This is a genomic window from Bradyrhizobium sp. USDA 241 (assembly GCF_049739505.1).
Taxonomy (GTDB): domain Bacteria; phylum Pseudomonadota; class Alphaproteobacteria; order Rhizobiales; family Xanthobacteraceae; genus Bradyrhizobium; species Bradyrhizobium liaoningense.
This window is the reverse complement of sequence record NZ_JBMGPZ010000007.1, coordinates 58,414-75,135: the sequence shown is the minus strand read 5'-3', so window position 1 is coordinate 75,135 and position 16,722 is coordinate 58,414. Positions and strand designations below refer to the sequence as shown.

8 protein-coding genes and 7 pseudogenes are annotated in these 16,722 nt (G+C 60.9%); 8 read left to right on the top strand and 7 right to left on the bottom strand.

The genetic code is table 11. The features are described from left to right. Window positions 1–99: 99 nt before the first annotated feature. Window positions 100–1,023 (bottom strand): calcium-binding protein, encoded by a 924-nt coding sequence (locus ABIF91_RS44535; RefSeq protein WP_348522404.1) that lies wholly within the window; start codon window positions 1,021–1,023, stop codon window positions 100–102. Between the two features lie 1,891 nt (window positions 1,024–2,914). Here ABIF91_RS44535 and ABIF91_RS44530 point away from each other — a divergent pair. From ABIF91_RS44530 to ABIF91_RS44505, 6 genes and pseudogenes are all read left to right on the top strand, one after another. Continuing rightward, window positions 2,915–3,465, top strand: a pseudogene (locus tag ABIF91_RS44530) (transposase); the annotation flags it as partial. A 45-nt stretch (window positions 3,466–3,510) separates the two neighbouring features. Next, window positions 3,511–4,670 (top strand): annotated as a pseudogene (locus ABIF91_RS44525) (IS110 family transposase). 750 nt (window positions 4,671–5,420) lie between these two features. Next, window positions 5,421–6,763, top strand: a pseudogene (locus ABIF91_RS44520) (IS1380-like element ISBdi2 family transposase). A 193-nt stretch (window positions 6,764–6,956) separates the two neighbouring features. Next, window positions 6,957–7,304, top strand: a complete 348-nt coding sequence (locus ABIF91_RS44515; RefSeq protein ID WP_038946114.1) for a transposase — start codon at window positions 6,957–6,959, stop codon at window positions 7,302–7,304. 204 nt (window positions 7,305–7,508) lie between these two features. After that, entirely contained in the window at window positions 7,509–8,501 is a 993-nt protein-coding gene (locus tag ABIF91_RS44510) for a tyrosine-type recombinase/integrase (protein ID WP_284277918.1), read from the top strand. A 38-nt stretch (window positions 8,502–8,539) separates the two neighbouring features. Then, window positions 8,540–9,766: an IS256 family transposase gene (locus ABIF91_RS44505; protein ID WP_424578759.1), complete on the top strand. Its 1,227-nt coding sequence runs from the start codon at window positions 8,540–8,542 to the stop codon at window positions 9,764–9,766. A gap of 229 nt (window positions 9,767–9,995) precedes the next feature. Here the strand turns inward: ABIF91_RS44505 and ABIF91_RS44500 are convergent. Next, window positions 9,996–10,874, bottom strand: a pseudogene (locus tag ABIF91_RS44500) (IS3 family transposase); the annotation flags it as partial. Window positions 10,875–11,095: 221 nt separating this feature from the next. On the opposite strand from ABIF91_RS44500, the gene ABIF91_RS44495 reads away from it, so the two are divergent. Beyond that, window positions 11,096–12,475, top strand: a complete 1,380-nt coding sequence (locus tag ABIF91_RS44495; protein WP_284278389.1) for an IS110 family transposase — start codon at window positions 11,096–11,098, stop codon at window positions 12,473–12,475. 2 nt (window positions 12,476–12,477) lie between these two features. On the opposite strand, the pseudogene ABIF91_RS44490 reads toward ABIF91_RS44495, so the two are convergent. Next, window positions 12,478–12,735 (bottom strand): annotated as a pseudogene (locus tag ABIF91_RS44490) (transposase); the annotation flags it as partial. Window positions 12,736–13,123: 388 nt separating this feature from the next. Here ABIF91_RS44490 and ABIF91_RS44485 point away from each other — a divergent pair. Beyond that, window positions 13,124–13,592: pseudogene (locus ABIF91_RS44485) on the top strand (IS21 family transposase); the annotation flags it as partial. 61 nt (window positions 13,593–13,653) lie between these two features. Here ABIF91_RS44485 and ABIF91_RS44480 read toward each other — a convergent pair. From ABIF91_RS44480 to ABIF91_RS44465, 4 genes and pseudogenes are all read right to left on the bottom strand, one after another. After that, window positions 13,654–14,715, bottom strand: a complete 1,062-nt coding sequence (locus ABIF91_RS44480) for a type IV secretory system conjugative DNA transfer family protein (protein ID WP_424579895.1) — start codon at window positions 14,713–14,715, stop codon at window positions 13,654–13,656. Further along, window positions 14,681–15,541, bottom strand: a pseudogene (virB11, locus tag ABIF91_RS44475) (P-type DNA transfer ATPase VirB11); the annotation flags it as partial. The pseudogene virB11 and the gene ABIF91_RS44480, both read right to left, overlap by 35 nt. 182 nt (window positions 15,542–15,723) lie before the next feature. After that, entirely contained in the window at window positions 15,724–16,152 is a 429-nt protein-coding gene (locus tag ABIF91_RS44470) for a type II toxin-antitoxin system VapC family toxin (protein ID WP_284278404.1), read from the bottom strand. After that, window positions 16,149–16,403, bottom strand: a complete 255-nt coding sequence (locus ABIF91_RS44465; protein ID WP_028152609.1) for a type II toxin-antitoxin system Phd/YefM family antitoxin — start codon at window positions 16,401–16,403, stop codon at window positions 16,149–16,151. Before ABIF91_RS44465 ends, ABIF91_RS44470 begins: the two co-directional genes overlap by 4 nt. Between the last annotated feature and the right edge of the window lie 319 nt (window positions 16,404–16,722).

The following is a 16,722-nucleotide window of genomic DNA, read 5'->3' as shown; positions in this document are numbered from 1 at the left end:
CAACGAAAGGACATCCTACATAAGATGCGAAAGCGCTGAGCTCAAAGGCAAAGCCCCGCCATGAGCGGGGCTTTCTCAGCGCAGCTTGCAGGTGCCGATTCAGAGCTTCGGCAAGTGCACGTCTCCATCGGTGAAGTGGAGATATTCGACGCCACTGACCACCACCGTCTGGCTGTCTCCGAAGTGCAGCGTGTAGGAGTTCGTCTTCTCGTCGACATCGACCTTGGTGACATCAAAGGAGGAGCGATCGGCGAAATCCACGGTGTCCGAGCCTGCGCCGCCTATAATCGTATCATTTCCGGTGTGGGTCTGAAGATGGAATGTATCGTTGCCATTTCCTCCCTGCAGCGTCGAGTTCGCTCCTGACTCACCATAGACCCAGAAGACGTCATTGCCGTCACCGCCCGCAAAGACATCGCCCTGAACGCCAATTAGCGTATCGTTGCCATCGCCACCGATAAGCGTGCTGTGTCCCGACGATAGATCTCGCAGAATGTCGTTGCCGCTGCCGCCTTCGAGCACCTGAGCGCCGGTGCCCGCCTCAAGATAGTCGTTACCGCTGCCGCCATCCAAAGTGTCGTTGCCGCTGCCACCATAGATACTGTCGTTGCCTGCGCCGCCGAACAGTGAGCTGTTACCGTGTCCGCCGCGGATCGCGTCGTTGCCGCTACCGCCATAGACCGTGTCGTTCCCATAATCATATATGTTCACGCTATCGGAACCTTTTCCCATGGCGATGAACACATCATTATGCCCGCCAATCACATCGAGCGTCTTGCCGCCAGCGTCGTCGAAAATAATCGCCTTCAGGTTTGGCGTGGTCTCGACGGTGGTCGACTGCGTAATGTCGAGGATCTGAACGCCTGCTGGAACAGCCCCTCCGAACGGTCCAGACTGAAACGCAGCCTTCGAAGTATCCCCAGGATGATCGCTGTACACTCCGCTACGTTCTAACGAGTCGATCAGTGCCGACCTGACGCTCGCCTCAATGTGATTTCCGTTATGGTGGAGAAACTGGTCCAACTCAGTTTTCGTCAGGTAAGATATAGCCATTGGAGGCCCTTTCGGTTTTTATTGAGGACGACGCGATGCTCCGGTCACGTCAAGGCGCTTCACGCTGTGACCATCCAGTCGCCGCGCGCGATTGTGAAGATTAGAAACCCGCAGCATATGTTATGTTCAATGTTAAGATTGTGAGTAGTGCGTGTCAAGGATGAAAAGATCCAACTGGCCGCACTCATTTCACCGAGCTTAGCCTCGCAAGTTCGGCGATCTGCTTGGCGACTCCGGAGGTTTCTGAGCCAACACTGCGGGTCGGGGAGGGATATTGCTATCCCCCAGGAAAGGCTGGATCAGTCCTGTTCTGCGCCTGATGAGATCCCCACCAACACGACCCCTCGCTGAAGGTTGGATAGCTTCTGCAGTGGTTGACCCGCGGCAAATAGTCGCTTTTCCTGTGCAAGAATGGCCCACGAGCTACACCGATGTCAGCACGGCACGTGACCAAGCGCGACCAGGTTGCGACGTGCTTGCCCGAAAGAGTCATCGATGCTGAACAATCATGGCACGTGACGGAGTCACTGATTCCCATTGAAGGTCCTTGCGCAACAACCACTTGCCGGCTATCCAGATCATTGAGATGAAGATGTCAAAACGTAATGCAAGGACGATTTCCTCCATTTGCTGCCCAAACACACATTGCGATTGGCGCCCTTCTGCCGTCCGCTTCAGCTGATCATATCGATGGTCAGCAGCCCCTCGGTCTTCTCCGTCTCAGATGGGCGACTTGGGCAATCCCGCCATTCGGGAGGTCTCGGCCGGCAACCCCGTTCCTGCCTAGCTCCAGGATGAAGCGCCTGCTAGGAGTTCAAAACTTGGAGGCTCGCATCATGCTCCACCTGCTTTGTTGCCGTTCAGGCCGGATGACTGCTTTGTGAAAGATGAAAATGCCGATCGAAACTCGATATTCATCTTGAACGCTTTCATTGGTAGCGCTAACAACGGGGCTGTATGATACCTTTGTAGGTTAGCAGACGTCGTTGTATGTTATTTGACAGCACCCGCCACTCAGTTCAAGCCGGCGGCGAGTTACTTTGTCGGAACCCGGCCTAGTCCGAATGAAAAAACATTCTCATCAAGAGATTAAACTGAAACTCGCTCAGGCGGATGAATTGGCTCGAGCAGGCAGCTCCCAGGTCTCGATCTGTGAGGCGCTTGGCGTGAGCGTTATGACGCTCCATCGTTGGCGGAAACTGCCGCTCAGCAAGGACGTGGGGCAATCTTCGGAGGGGCCTAACGCGGGCAGGGATCCTCCTCCTCGTGCTAGCATGGATGAAATGCGTCGTGCGTTGGAAGAGCTCACGGTCGAGAACCGGCGCCTCCGCAAACTTGTCACGGATCTGATGCTTGAGAAGATGACACTCGAAGAGGCTTCGGCACCCAGCTTTGCGTCTGGCCGAGTACACGATCGCTAACCCGAGCTTGTTCATCTCTCGCTCCAAAAGTTGATGCGCACTTCGGCTCCGGTCTCCAGCAGATCGGTCGCGAATGTGTGCCGCCGCGCAGCATCGGATCCTTCAATATCCGACCTCTGTGCGCACACTGACGCGCCGAACTGATCTTCCTCCATCTCGACACCGCGGTGATATATCCGGTGCGGAATGGAGCCGGGGTTCGGTTGCAGAAGCCCTCGATGAAGGCGGTGATGTCGCGCTGGCCCGTACAAGTTTTGGGATCTCCCGATCGCTGTCGAACTAGGTCGGGCCGGCGTTGCCGGAATGAACGTTACGCGGCCCTCGTGACGTGGGCAACGGGCTTGATCGTCATGCTATCGTCGTGAGTTTGAAGGGCCTGACCTGCCACTGAGTATTTCCTCCAGAAGGAGTTAGAGTCCGGCCCGAAGAAGGACGGACAGATGAAGCGAGCAAGGTTCACAGAAGAGCAGATTATCGCGGTGTTGAAGGAGCATGAGGCCGGAGCGAAGACGGCCGACCTAGCTCGCAAGCACGGGGTCTCCGAAGCGACGATCTACAATTGGAAGGCCAAATTCGGCGGCATGGACGTTTCCGAGGCGAAGCGGCTGAGGGCCCTGGAGGAGGAGAACGCGAAGCTGAAGAAGCTTCTGGCCGAGCAGATGCTCGATGCGGCCGCCCTTCGCGAGCTCCTTTCAAAAAAATGGTAGGGCCCGCCGCCAAGCGCGCTGCGGTCGCGCATCTGCAGGCCGTCATGAGCCTGTCGGAACGGCGGGCCTGTTCGATCGTGGGCGCGGATCGGAAGATGATCCGCTATCGCTCCGGCCGCCCTGCGGACGCGGCTCTGCGCGGCCGGTTGCGCGATCTTGCCAACGAGCGGCGGCGTTTCGGCTACCGCCGGCTGTTCGTCCTGCTGCGGCGGGAGGGCGAGCCATCGGGGATCAACCGGATCTACCGGCTTTATCGCGAGGAAGATGCTATGGGGCGGTGGCGAGGATATTGCATCTATCGTTGCTAATGTGAACCGATGGAGCGCCCCATGCAAAAGTTGAACGATCTGAGCCGATCCCCGAGCCCACTCGATCCGGACGGCACGCTGATCGCCGTTATCGAACTGAGCCTGTCGAGCTGGCTCGTCGCCGGCATTGTGCCTGGTGTCGAGCGCCAGCCATTGAAGAAGCTCGCGGTCGATGAGAGCGCATTGCTGAAATTGCTGCATCGATGGCGAGATGAAGCGGCGAAGGCTGGGCATCACATCAAACGCATCGCTGTCGCTTTCGAGGCCGGCCGTGACGGCTTCTGGCTGGCGCGCTGGCTCAGGGCACATGATATTGAGGCCCACGTCATTCACGCATCGAGCGTCGCGGTATCGCGCGAGCACCGGCGCGCCAAGACCGATCGGCTCGACACCAGCTTGCTCAAGCGCTCTTTTCTCGGCTGGCTGCGCGGCGAGCGTGATCACTGCAAGATGGTGGCGATCCCGACAATCAAGGACGAAGACGCCAAGCGGCCCAACCGCGAGCACGAGAGCCTCGTCGGAGAGCGGAGTCGGATCGTCAACCGAATGAAAGCAGCGTTAATTCGGCTGGGCATCCGCGGCTTCAATCCCAAGCTAAAGAAGGCAGCCGGACGCCTTGAAGATTTGCGCACTCCTGAGGGAGAGCCAATACTGCCCAACATGTTGGCTGAGCTGCGTCGCGACATGGAGCGCCGCCAGCTGATCAATGATCAGATCCGCCAAATCGAGGATGCTCGCCTGGAACGCATCGAGCAAGCGCCCGGTGATGGACCAAACGCCATGGTGCTCCTACTGGCGCGGGTGATCGGGGTTGGCATCGAGACGGCCGCCATGCTGGTGCAGGAGGTGCTGGCGCGAAACATGCGCGATCGACGGGCCGTCGCACGTTATGCCGGCCTCACGGGTTCGCCCGACGAGAGTGGATAAAACGGCGAGAGAAAGGGCTGGCCCGTTCCGGCAACGCTCGGGTTCGACGCGGCATGATCCAATTGGCGTGGCGATTTCTCATGCTCCAGAAGGACAGCACCTTGGCGCAGTGGTTTCGAGGCCGCACTGAGAGCGCCCGCGGCACTCGCAAGACCATGATCGTGGCCTTGGCGCGCAAGCTTCTGATCGCCCTGTGGCGGCTGGTGCGCGAGGGCGTGGTACCGGACGGCGTCGTTCTGCGCCCGGCGCAATGAACGGAGGTCACTGAAGGCACCCGACAGTTTCGGCCCACTCCGTCCGCTTGTGACGGGCCGCCGATGACGGTTCGAGGTGGCGGGGTCCCGAGTTGCCCCATGGCTGTCATGCCGAGAGGAAGAATGGGTCCGCCGCCTCGGAGCTTCGCTGCCGATGCGCATGACTGCATCATGGTTCGGGTCCCTGGACCCACCGGATACAAGGTTGTGGCGCGACTGATCCGCGCCCGAAAGCGGGCTCCCCTCTGATCGTCATCCCGACCGCACCCCACCGTGCCGGCGTGCTCGAAGCTGTCAAGGTATGGCCTCGCAAGAGCGAAGCATCTCGAAAGGTTGGTCCGCCGGCCAACCTTGACAGCCCCTGCGCGCGACGGCCTGGCGCTGCCGCGGGTCGGGACGAAGAAACGGGCTTTCAGATCGAACAAAGAAACTGACGAAGGACAAGACATGCGTTGCACTGCCGAACTTCTTGACAAAACAAGCCCCATACAAGGGCTCACCGTCCGTAAGCGGCGGGCTCGCCGCAAAGCTGTAAGCGGCAAAGAGACCCCGTCTAGCGGAGTGGGTGAGCGATCGGCTATCGGCTGTTGAGTTTGTGAGCCGATGTGAGCTTCTATGTCTGAGCCTAGCCCGTCTTATTCGTAAGAGGCGCCCGAGAGGCTGGCGAGCGTGGTGTAAAGCGCTGATACGGCGTAGGATTCGGTTGTGAAGCCAACCCCATCACCTCCAACCGCGAACGCCACGCCCGCCATGACCGACGATACGATTCCGCCCTTCTCGTTTCCAGCCATTCACGCCAAGAAAGTCACAGCTGCCTTCGATGGTGGACGCCTAACCTCGAATGGGGGCGTGATGCTTCTGGCGATGGCCGAGCGGCGTCTCGGTTTGGCCGACAATCTGGCCCGGGTGTTCCCGGATCGGCGCGATCCGACGCGGGTCGTGCACAGCCTTGTCGATATGTTCCGCGCGCGCATGTTCGCGATCTGCTGCGGCTACGAGGACGCCGACGACCTCGATCATCTGCGGTCCGATCCCGCATTCAAGCTGGCCTGCGGTCGCCTACCGGACACGGGCCGGGATTTGTGTTCCCAACCGACGCTGTCACGCCTGGAGAATGCGCCGCGCCTGCGCGACGTGATCCGGCTGACCTACATTTTGGTCGACGCATGGATGGATAGCTACCCGCGCGAGCCGGCATCCGTCACGCTCGACATCGATGATACCTGCGACGTCGTCCACGGCCATCAGCAGCTCTCGCTGTTCAACGCTCATTATGATGAACGCTGCTTTCTGCCGATCCACGTCTACGACACGGAGAAGAGCCGGCCCGTGGCCGTCGTGCTGCGGCCCGGCAAGACGCCGGGCGGCGTCGAGGTGCGTGCCCATCTGCGCCGCCTGGTACGGCATATCCGCACGCGATGGCACAACACGCAAATTACGTTCCGTGGCGACGGGCACTATGCCCGGCCGGAGGCCATGGCGTGGTGCGAGACCAACGGCATCGACTACATCTTCGGTCTGTCCGGCACCAAGCCTCTCGCCAGAAAAGTCGACGAGGTCGCCGACGACATCCGCACCCGACGCGCCATCGAGAACCTGCCGGTTCTGCGTGGCTATACCGAGACCCGCCACAAGGCAAAGTCCTGGGATCGCGAACGGCGCACTGTCGCCCGTATTGAGGCGACCATGCTCGGCCTCGACATCCGTTTCGTCGTCACCAGCCTCGATGTCGGCTCGGCCGAGTGGATCTACGACAGCCTGTATTGCGCGCGCGGCCAAGCCGAGAATCTGATCAAGCTGCATAAGACGCAGCTCGCCTCCGACCGCACCAGCTGCCGTTCGGCGCTCGCCAACCAGGTCCGTCTCGTGCTCCATACGGCCGCTTATTGGCTGATGCTGACCGTGCGCGACGCCATTCCCAAAGCCCGGGAATTGGCCACTGCCGAGTTCGCGACGCTGCGTCTTCGTCTCTTGAAACTCGCTGCCCGTGTGGTCGAGACCACGAGCCGCATTCGCCTTGCGTTCGCCGCGGCATGTCCCGAGCCGATCTGATCCGCGGCTTGCCCGGCGCGCTGCTGCCGCTCAGTCCTTGACCGGCGGGGCGTCCGCCCCCCGTTCGCCCAACCTATCCCTCAAGCGCGTTGCAAAGTACAGGTGGTCAGGCGGTGAAAAGCCGAAGGCAATCCTGTGCGCCTCGTCAGACAAGATGTGCGGCCGCATCAATCGGGCCAAAAAGCCGCACTCTCACGAATAGGACGGGCTAGTTCTGGAACTAGAACCTTCCATATGATCGAGGCGGTCGCCGACCGTCTCGATGGAGCACCGCGGCAGCTTCGCCGACGCTGGTCGGACGAGTTCAAGGCACAAATTGTGGTAGAGGCGCTGGAGCCTGGCGCGAGCGTATCGGCGATCGCCCGCCGGATCGGCATTCACCCGTCGCAGCTGTTCGCCTGGCGCCGTGATGCTCGGGCCGAGTTGCATTGTCCCTCGCGGCCGTCAAGTCGCGAGGTTGTGGTGGCGTCTGTGTCAGGCGCGGTGATCGAAATTGCCATTGGCGAGGTGATCGTGCGCGCCGACGTGGACGTCGACGAGGCGCAGTTGCAGCGGGTGATCCGGGCGGTCCGTTCGGCATGATCCCCTCCGGCGTGAAGGTGTTCCTGGCCAGCCATCCAGTCGACTTCCGCAATTATGCGGAGCCCACGATTATGCGGAGTGTGCGGCCGTTCAATCCGAGACCCGCTTCGTTATCAACAGTTTAGTTCCTGCTGCCCTCTTTCTCACTCAGCATAATCTGAGGCCTTTCTTCCTGCCTTGATGGCAACGAAAGGGAGACAAGGAATGGCCAAGTCGAGTGAGGATCACTGCCACGGGCTGCGCTGCATGGACGCAGGCGATCTCGACCCGCTGGTGACGGAGTTCACACGACACCTGACGGTGTTGGGGCATAAGAGCTTGACGGTGAGCGGCTATGACGCTGCAGCCCGTCACCTCGCGCAATGGCTGACGCTGGCCAAGATCGCAGTCGCTGATATCGATGATGGCGTCGCCGATCGGTTCGCTCGGCATCGCTGTCGATGCCACGGCATCCGTCGCGAGAGGAGCGTGTCCGCGAAGTACGTGAGGCGGGTACGCCGGTTCATCGAGTTTCTCGGCGAGCGCGGAATCGTCCAGCGCAAGCCGAAGCCCGCATTACCGACGCCCCACCGCCGGGTGGTCGAGTTCCAGGACTGGCTGCGACAGCATCGCGGCGTCACAGAGCTGACAATAGATCGGCACGGTCGCATGGTCATGCGGCTGCTCCCGGCGCTTGGCATCAGGCCGCGAAGTTGGAATGCTCAGCTCATTCGCGACGTGATCATTGCAGAGACGAAGCGGGTCTCGCTGGCCTATGTGAAGACGATGACGATGGCGCTGAGAGGATATTTGCGGTTCCTCAGCGCACGGGGGTTGTGCCGAGCTGGACTCGATCAGGCTGTGCCAATCATTCCGCAGTGGCGACTGTCGTCGCTGCCGCGATACATCCGCTCGTCGGATGTCGAGACGTTGATTGCAACGTGCGATCAGACCACGGCGACTGGCGTGCGTGATCGGGCGATCCTGCTGCTGTTGGCACGACTGGGCTTGCGGGCCGGCGACATTCTCTCTCTTCGTCTCACCGATGTTGATTGGCAACAGGCGACACTGTCGGTTCGTGGCAAGGGGCGGCGGGAGACGAGATTACCATTGCCGCAAGACGCCGGGGATGCCTTGCTCGCTTATCTGGATCAGGCCCGGCCGCACGTCGCCGATGTTCGAATCTTCTTCATGGAGGGTGTCAGTAACTCGGTGTAAGATGGTTTCTGTGAGTTTACCTTTGACAGGAGACTCACATGGCTACGGATTTTTCACCTGAGATTTTGGACCAGCTTCTTGCCGGGGGCAGCCTCAAGCCAGAAGACTTAGCCGGCGAAGACGGGCTTTTCAGACGACTGAAGAAGGCGCTTCTGGAGCGCGCACTGGGTGCGGAGCTGACCCACCACCTTGGCTATGAGAAGGGCGACCCGGCGGGCCGCGGGTCGGGCAACAGCCGCAACGGCACAAGCAGCAAAGCGCTGTTGACGGACGACGGCGAGATCGAGATCGAGGTGCCGCGCGACCGCGCCGGCACGTTCGAACCGGTGATCGTCGCGAAGGGCCAGACCCGCTTCGACGGCTTCGACGAGAAGATCATCAGTCTCTACGGGCGGGGCATGACGGTACGGGAGATCCAGGGCCATCTGGCCGAGCTCTACGGCACCGAGGTGTCCCCCGATCTGATCAGCAAGGTCACCGACGCGATTCTCGACGAGGTCCGCGAATGGCAGAGCCGGCCGCTGGAAGCGATCTATCCGGTGGTCTTCTTCGACGCGCTCAGGGTCAAGATTCGCGATGAGGGGATGGTCAAGAACAAGGCAGTCTACGTCGTGCTGGGCATCACTGCATCGGGCGAGAAAGACGTGCTCGGGCTTTGGATCGAGCAAACCGAAGGCGCCAAATTCTGGCTCAAGGTCATGAACGATCTGAGGAACCGCGGCGTCGCCGACATCCTGATCGCCGTCGTCGACGGTCTGAAGGGCTTTCCCGAGGCGATCAACAGCGTCTTTCCCAAGGCGATGGTCCAGACCTGCATCGTGCATTTGATCCGCAACAGCCTATCCTTCGTGTCCTGGAAGGATCGCAAGGCGATCCTTCCCTCGATCAAGGCGATCTATCATGCCGAGAATGCCGACGCCGCTCTGCTCAGGCTCGAGGACTTCGAAGCCGAGTGGGGCAAGCGCTATCCCGCGATCGGGGCGGCCTGGCGCCGGGCGTGGGAGCACGTCATTCCGTTCTTCGCCTTCGCGCCGGAGATACGCAAAATGATCTATACCACCAACACGGTCGAGGCGCTGAACCGTTCGCTGCGCAAGATCATCAAAACACGCGGCAGCTTCCCCAACGACGAGGCGGCGATGAAGCTGCTTTACCTCGCCATCAGAAATGCCGGCATCCATTGGCGACGACCGGTTGCATGGACGGCCGCAATGGGCCAGTTTGCCATCCAGTTCGGCGAGCGCTTTGCAGGCTCAGCGGACTGACCCCATGGGGTCAGTCCGCTGACCCCGCAAACCCCTCACAGAGACGCTCTTACACAAAACTTGACGACAGACCTCGCTTTCCCGGGCAAGTAGAAGCACTTTGCGATGCAGTTGTGTGAACTGTTCGCGTAAAACGCGTCGGGCGACGAGAAGCGGTTCCATGAGTTCAGAGCTGGTCCCGATTGTCTGAACAGGATCTCCGCGTCGATAAGTGGAGCGTCTACCGGGGTTAGGCTGCCAGGCGGAGTGGCAGCGGGGTGAAGTAGGCTTGATCCGGCGTGCTGCCGTCAAGACTCGAATGGGGACGTCGGCTGTTATAAAAGTCGAGATATCGGCCGATCGAGGTGCGCGCCGCGCTGACGCTGTCATAGGCCCGCAGATACACCTCCTCGTATTTGACGCTGCGCCATAGCCGTTCGACAAACACGTTGTCCCGCCAGGCTCCCTTGCCGTCCATGCTGATCGCGATGCCGTTGGCGGCGAGCACGCCGGTAAAAGCCTGTCCGCTGAACTGCGAGCCCTGATCGGTGTTGAAGACGTCCGACTTGCCGTGACGAGCCAGGGCATCCTGAAGCGTCTCGACACAGAACGCCGCCTCCATGGTGATCGAAATGCGCCACGACAGCACGCGGCGGCTGAACCAGTCGAGCACAACCGCCAAATAGACGAAGCCGCGCGCCATCGGGATGTAGCTGATGTCCATCGCCCAAACCTGGTTCGGCCGCGTAATCTCCATCCCGCGCAGCAGGTACGGGTAGATCTTGTGGCCCGGCTCGGGCTTTGTCGTCCGTGGACGGCGATAGAGCGCTTCTATCCCCATCCGCCGCATCAGCGTTTTCACATGCCGGCGGCCGATCTTGCACCCCTGCAAAGCCAACAGGCCTCGCAACATACGCGAGCCGGCGAAGGGATACTCCAGGTGCAGCCGGTCGAGGCGCTGCATGATCGCAAGGTCGGCGTCCGGCACCGGCCGCGGCAGGTAGTACACGCTGCCGCGGCTGATGTTCAAAGCCTCCGCCTGCTTGGTGATCGGCAACTCGTGCTCACGGTCGATCATCGCTTTGCGCTCAGCAATCCCGCCTTGGTGAGCGCGCCTTCTAAAAAACTGATCTCGGCGCTGCACGCCCCCTGTGGGATAGAAACGGATTGGCGATAGACTGCGTTCGGAAGGGAGCGGCCGATACGATTTTGGTGGCATTTAACCCCGTCAAAAAACCTGGTCCATGAGCTGTTGCGGAATTGAGAGTGGTGACGCCGCAAAGGCGATCCCGTTTAGGAATCTGATCAATTGCGCAGCTCAGCCCTTCTCTGTCAGCAGGAGGATTGGAGATGAACCGCAAGGAGTCGAAGTCCAAGGTCGATCGTACCATGCCCATGGTGCACCCGAACGCGGCTGCCATCGATGTTGGCGCGACTATGCACATGGCTGCCGTAGGAACTGATCACGCACTTGAGCCAGTACGCAGTTTTGGCACCTTCACGGCTGATCTCGATCAACTAGTAAAGTGGTTTGTGGAATGCGGAGTCGAGACCGTCGTGATGGAATCAACCAGCGTCTACTGGATTCCGATCTTTGAGCTTCTCGATGCACGAGGATTTGCCGTGTTTCTTGTCAACGCGCGCGATGCCAAGCACGTGCCGGGGCGCAAGACCGACGTCAGCGATGCGCAATGGCTGCAGCGCCTCCATTCGTTCGGACTACTGCGCGCGAGCTTTCGGCCCAAAGGGCAGATTGCGGAGCTGCGAGCCTACGTGCGTCAGCGCGAGCGTCTGCTGGAGTACGCCGCCTCACACATCCAGCATATGCAAAAAGCATTGACCGAGATGAATCTTCAACTCCACCACGTTGTGGCCAACATCACGGGCGCGACTGGCCTGCGCATCATTCGCGCGATCCTTGCCGGCGAGCGCGATCCTGAGACGCTGGCGTGCTTGCGCCACTACAGTTGCCACTCCAGTGTCGAGACGATCGCGAAGGCGCTCACCGGAAGCTACCGCGCGGAGCATCTGTTTGCACTCGATCAGGCACTCGCCCTTTATGACGCGTATCACGAGAAGGTATCTGCCTGCGATGTCCGAATCGAAGCTGTGTTGAAGGAACTCACTATTCAGAGGGATCATAATCATGGATCAGCGCCGCCGGTCTCGCGGCGTCGGAACAGAACCGATCAAGCGAACGCTCTGGCTTTCGACGTCCGCGCGTCGTTGTTTGCGCTGCTCGGAAAGGACGTCACCACCATCGACGGCCTCGGTCCTTACCTCTCGCTGAAGCTGATCGCAGAATGCGGCGACGACCTTACCTCGTGGCCAAGTGCAAAGCATTTTACCTCCTGGCTGGGGTTGGCACCGAGCAATAAGGTCTCTGGAGGCAAAATGCTCTCGTCACGAACGCGCCGATCCGGCGGCCGGGCCGCAGCTCTTCTGCGCCTTGCTGCCGTAACCGTCGGACGCACTGACACCGCATTCGGCGCCTTTTATAGAAGACTGTCGTCCCGCATTGGCAAGGCCAAAGCAGTCACCGCGACGGCCCGCAAGATAGCAGTCCTGTTCTACAACGCTGTGCGCCACGGAATGGACTACGTCGATCCCGGGGCCTCGTCCTATGAGACACGCTATCGGACGCGAGTGATCAACAATTTGCACCGACCTGCCAAGGCATTCGGCTTTGTGCTGCACCCGTTGGAACCGGGAGCTGGTGCCGTTTCTTAGGAATCATTCTCCAGCGTCAGCTCGCCGATCTTGGCGTGCAGCGACTTCACGTCCACCGCGGGCGTGGCCGGTGTCCCGCCTCCCGGTCCGAAAATCTCGGAAGCGCTTGCCTCAAGCTGCGATTTCCATGTCGTGATCTGGTTGGGATGGACGTCGAAATGCTCTGCCAGCTGGGCGATGGTTCGGTCGCCCTTGACGGCGGCCAGAGCCACCTTCGCCTTGAAGGCCGCTGAGTGGTTCCGGCGGGCTCGTCTGTTCATTGTCGCTCCTGATTCGCAGGCACAGAGTGCCCGCTGTCAGGCAGAAACTCCACTTATCGCCCTGTGCAGAATTCCGGGACCGGCTCTCCCCACGCGCCTGTTCGGGGCTGGTTTCGGGCTCATCAGAGGCACTGAGCTGCAACCCGTCTGGCTGCTCCTCAACACTCGCCTGGTCAGCAGGCACGTTCTCCGACTGCTGCGCTACCTGCTCATGGTACCAGCTGTTCCCAGCTCCGGCGCTCGGAAAAAAGCCGCCATCCATAATAACTCTCCGCGATTGGATAATTCACTGGTACTTTACATGAGAATAACGTTCGCCTCTGTCCCAGACAAATAGCGATTGCTTATGGGGAAATGTGTGAAGTGGACCCTATGCTGAGGACATCGCCTCTATCACTTCCGGCTGGCCTATTGCGGGTTTGAACACGCCCACGTCGTGCTCGGTGGCGAGAGCTTCGTCGCCTTGGCCGAAGGGCTGCAGAATGCCCTGTGGTCGCTCGGTGGGACACCGCGGGAGCATCGGACCGACAGCCTGTCGGCCGCGTTCTGCAATCTCGACCGCGACCCGAGGGACGATCTGACCCGGCGGTACGAGGATCTTTGCGCCCATTACGGCATGCGGCCTCCCCCGCAACAATCGCGGCATCGCCCACGAGAACGGGGCGATCGAGACCTCGCATGGCCATCTCAAGCGGACGATCGCCGATGCGCTGCTGTTGCGCGGCACTGCCGACTTCGATGATCTCGCCGCCTACCGCGGCTTCATCGACGAGATCGTCAGCCGCCGCAATGCCCGCAACGCCAAGCGGATCGACCACGCGCGCGCCACCCTGCAGGCGTTGCCAGATCGCCGGAGATCGACCACCTGCTGAAAAAGCAGATTGAGGAGCGGCGCCATGCGGTCGAGATTATCGGGCGTCACCCCAGATAGATCGACATGGGCCGCCGTCTCAGCTGCCGCAGGTCAAAATCATTAGTCGAGGTTGCGGCGTCGATGCGGGGATTGAGCCAGAGACCGAGCCGAGCCGTCACGGTCTTGCGGACCGAGTTCAAGGTGTTCTCGGAGGCGGCGAGGAAGTCGTTCAACGCCGTGATACAGTGCCGCGACAGCGGTGAAGGACCCGCCTTGCGGTCGGCGATGATCCTGTCGAAGTGGGCCTTGAGATCCTGTGTGGCCGATAGCTGACGCAGTGTTTCGCCGATCGTCAATGGCAAACCCGGCGTCTCCGCAACATAGCCGCCAATCGCCACAAAGGCCGAACGAGCCGCCTCGAACCAGAACGGGTCGCCGCGGCTCTCGGCCGGAAACAGCATCACCGCAATGCGCTGCAGATCGTCATAGAGGTCGGCGGGATCGGTGCGGATGTAGCCCAGCGGATTGTAGCGCGCGGTGCGACCGTTCTCGTCGAGCGGATCGAACAGATGAATCTCCTGCCCGTGGGCAGCGCGAAAGCCGGCGGAACGATCCCAGTTTTCTTTCTTGACGTCGAGCGCAACGACCGAATCCGGCCAATTGAGCAGATTTGGAATGACATAGCCGACGCCCTTTCCCGCGCGGGTTGGGGCATAGAGGAGGACGTGCTCCGATCCGCCAAAGCAGAGCATAGCACCGTCTTTGCGGCCGAGTAGCAGACCGTCCTTGGATCGCAGCCCAGGGGCCTTGATCTCGCGCTCGGAGGCGAAACGGGCTTTGCCGTGAAGGGGGAGCGGACGGTGCCGGAGGATGGCGCCCAGCAGGCCAAAGACCACAATTGACCCGGCGAGAGTCGACAGCGTCAGCCAGCGGTCGAAACGCGGGTCGATGCCGTAGCGGGGCCAGCCTTTGGCGATCTCCGACCAGTGAATGCCGCCATCGTGGAGCCTGAGTCCGAGCAGCAGAACGTTCGAGGCGACCAGCAGGAAGACTGCGACGGCGCCGAGCGCAAGCGCCGTGCCCAGCGCCGCCTTAACGGGCGTGGTTGCGTTTGCGAACGGGGTCATAGTAGATTTCCGAGATGCGGTAACGGCCGTCGCTCTTCTGCATCTGGACGACGACGTCGACGAGATGCAGCAACAATGAGCGGATATCGTCGCGATGAAGGTCACGCCCCTCCGCGCTTTCCTTGACCAACAGCGTCATCTGTTCGAAGGCAAGACGGGCGCTATCAGCGTGCACAGTCGTGATCGATCCCGGGTGCCCTGAATTCACGTTTCTGAGATAAAAGAAGGCGGTGCCGTCGCGGAGCTCCTGCAGCAGGATGCGGTCGGGCCGCATGCGCAAGGACGATTCCAGGAGTTCGCGGGGACCAATCTTGGTCACGCCCTGCCCGTCCTTGGCGTAGAGCAGCCGGACGCAATTCTGATGCGGGATGACGAGCTCGGCAGTGTCTTCAATGGTGATGAGCCGTTCATCCGCTGGGATCGCCGCAATCAGCGCCTTGGACAGAGTGGTCTTGCCCGAACCGGTCGCCCCTGAGATCAAGATATTGCGGCGGGTGCGCACCGCAAGCTCCAGGAACTCGCGCCAGAGGCCGGATTCTTTCAGGGCGAGCAGTCGATGCTCGTCGGCGGTCAGCTCGTCACTGGCGGAGCGGACCTCATCGAATAGCTTTGCCCGCTCAAGAGCGTCCAGGTTCATGGTCAGTATCGAGGGCTTGCGGATCGTGAGACTGATCATGCCAGCGGAGACGGCGGGCGGTACCACGATCTGACAGCGCTCGTCACCGATCAGGCTGGTCGAGACCACCGGGTACTCGGGCCCTATATCTTGGCGGGTGTGACTGGCGGCTGCGGTTGCAAGATGTGAGAGGTAAGTTTGCGTGAGGGCAGCTAGTTAGCTTCCTGACGCATTTGCGCAGCGCGCCGTTGCATATCTGCACAATCTCCAGCCGCGGGCGCAGACCGAGCGGGAGGCCGCGTAATGTTTCACGCTCCGATTGTGACGGAGGAAGGCAATGAGCCTTCCCCTATTCGCCTGCGCGCGTTGTCACTCGGCGCTGGCGTGCAACCTTAATCGCCATGGGTCCAGGGATTGACGATCTTGACGCCCATGGGCTCGAAATCGGCCACGTTGCGGGTCACGATCATCATTCCATGCCCAAGGGCGCTGGCCGCGATGAATGCATCTCGCTCGGGGCGCGGATCGGGCACATGCAGGCGCGCGCAACGCAGCGCCACGGTTTTGTCGATCGGCACGGTTCTTTCTGCGAATTCGGGAAGAACGTAGTCGTCCATCCAGGTTCGCAAGAGGACCCCCTGCGCCGGGTCGCGACGTTCGACCAGCAGGATGCCAAGGTCCAATTCCATCAGCGTGACAGCCGAGACGAAGAAGGATGCGGCGTCTTGCGCCGACAGCCAGGACACGACGCGTGGGTCGGCTTTTCCGCTGCCGGCTTTGCGCAGTTCCGAAACGACATTCGTGTCGAGCAGATACATCAGGAAAGATCCGCTGGCCGGGGCAGATCTTTCGACCGCGGGATCTCGAACTCGATGCTTGCAAGGCCGGGCATGGACAGGGCGGCCACGATGTTCCGGCGTCTGCCTGTGATCCGCTGATAGTCCTCGTAGCTGAGCAGTACCTGGGTCGGGCGGCCCCGGTTCGTGATGAAGACGGGGCCGTTGCGCGCGGCCTTCTGCGCCTGGTTGGCGTTCTGCTGAAACTCACGGCTGGACAAAGTTGTGATCGTCATGGCGGCATCCGTTCCAAGAATTGTTGACACATTAGAACATAGGCGCTCCCGAGGCAATTCCAACCTCTGTTGGACATGAATCGGCCCGCCAAGTCGCGGAGCCGTTCAGGTGAGACTCGTCGCGGCTGCGCGGCGCTTTCGATCATGGCTGTGTCATCCTCGCCCTTCACCTCGATGGGGGATGTGGTGTCGTGCAGCGGTCGTTGGCCGCGGGCCGCGGGTTGTCCCGTGTCGGTTTCGCCAGCGGCGTGCTGTTGGGTTCGGCAGCTGCTCGAACAGGGCCATTGCGAATTGCCGGGACCGTCCCCTTGGCCGGTCG

Coding starts and splice junctions, on each gene's coding strand:
- ABIF91_RS44515 (WP_038946114.1), top strand. CDS start 6,957: ATGATCGAGGCGGTCGCCGACCGTCTCGATGGAGCACCGCGGCAGCTT.
- ABIF91_RS44510 (WP_284277918.1), top strand. CDS start 7,509: ATGGCCAAGTCGAGTGAGGATCACTGCCACGGGCTGCGCTGCATGGAC.
- ABIF91_RS44505 (WP_424578759.1), top strand. CDS start 8,540: ATGGCTACGGATTTTTCACCTGAGATTTTGGACCAGCTTCTTGCCGGG.
- ABIF91_RS44495 (WP_284278389.1), top strand. CDS start 11,096: ATGAACCGCAAGGAGTCGAAGTCCAAGGTCGATCGTACCATGCCCATG.
- ABIF91_RS44480 (WP_424579895.1), bottom strand. CDS start 14,715: ATGACCCCGTTCGCAAACGCAACCACGCCCGTTAAGGCGGCGCTGGGC.
- ABIF91_RS44465 (WP_028152609.1), bottom strand. CDS start 16,403: ATGACGATCACAACTTTGTCCAGCCGTGAGTTTCAGCAGAACGCCAAC.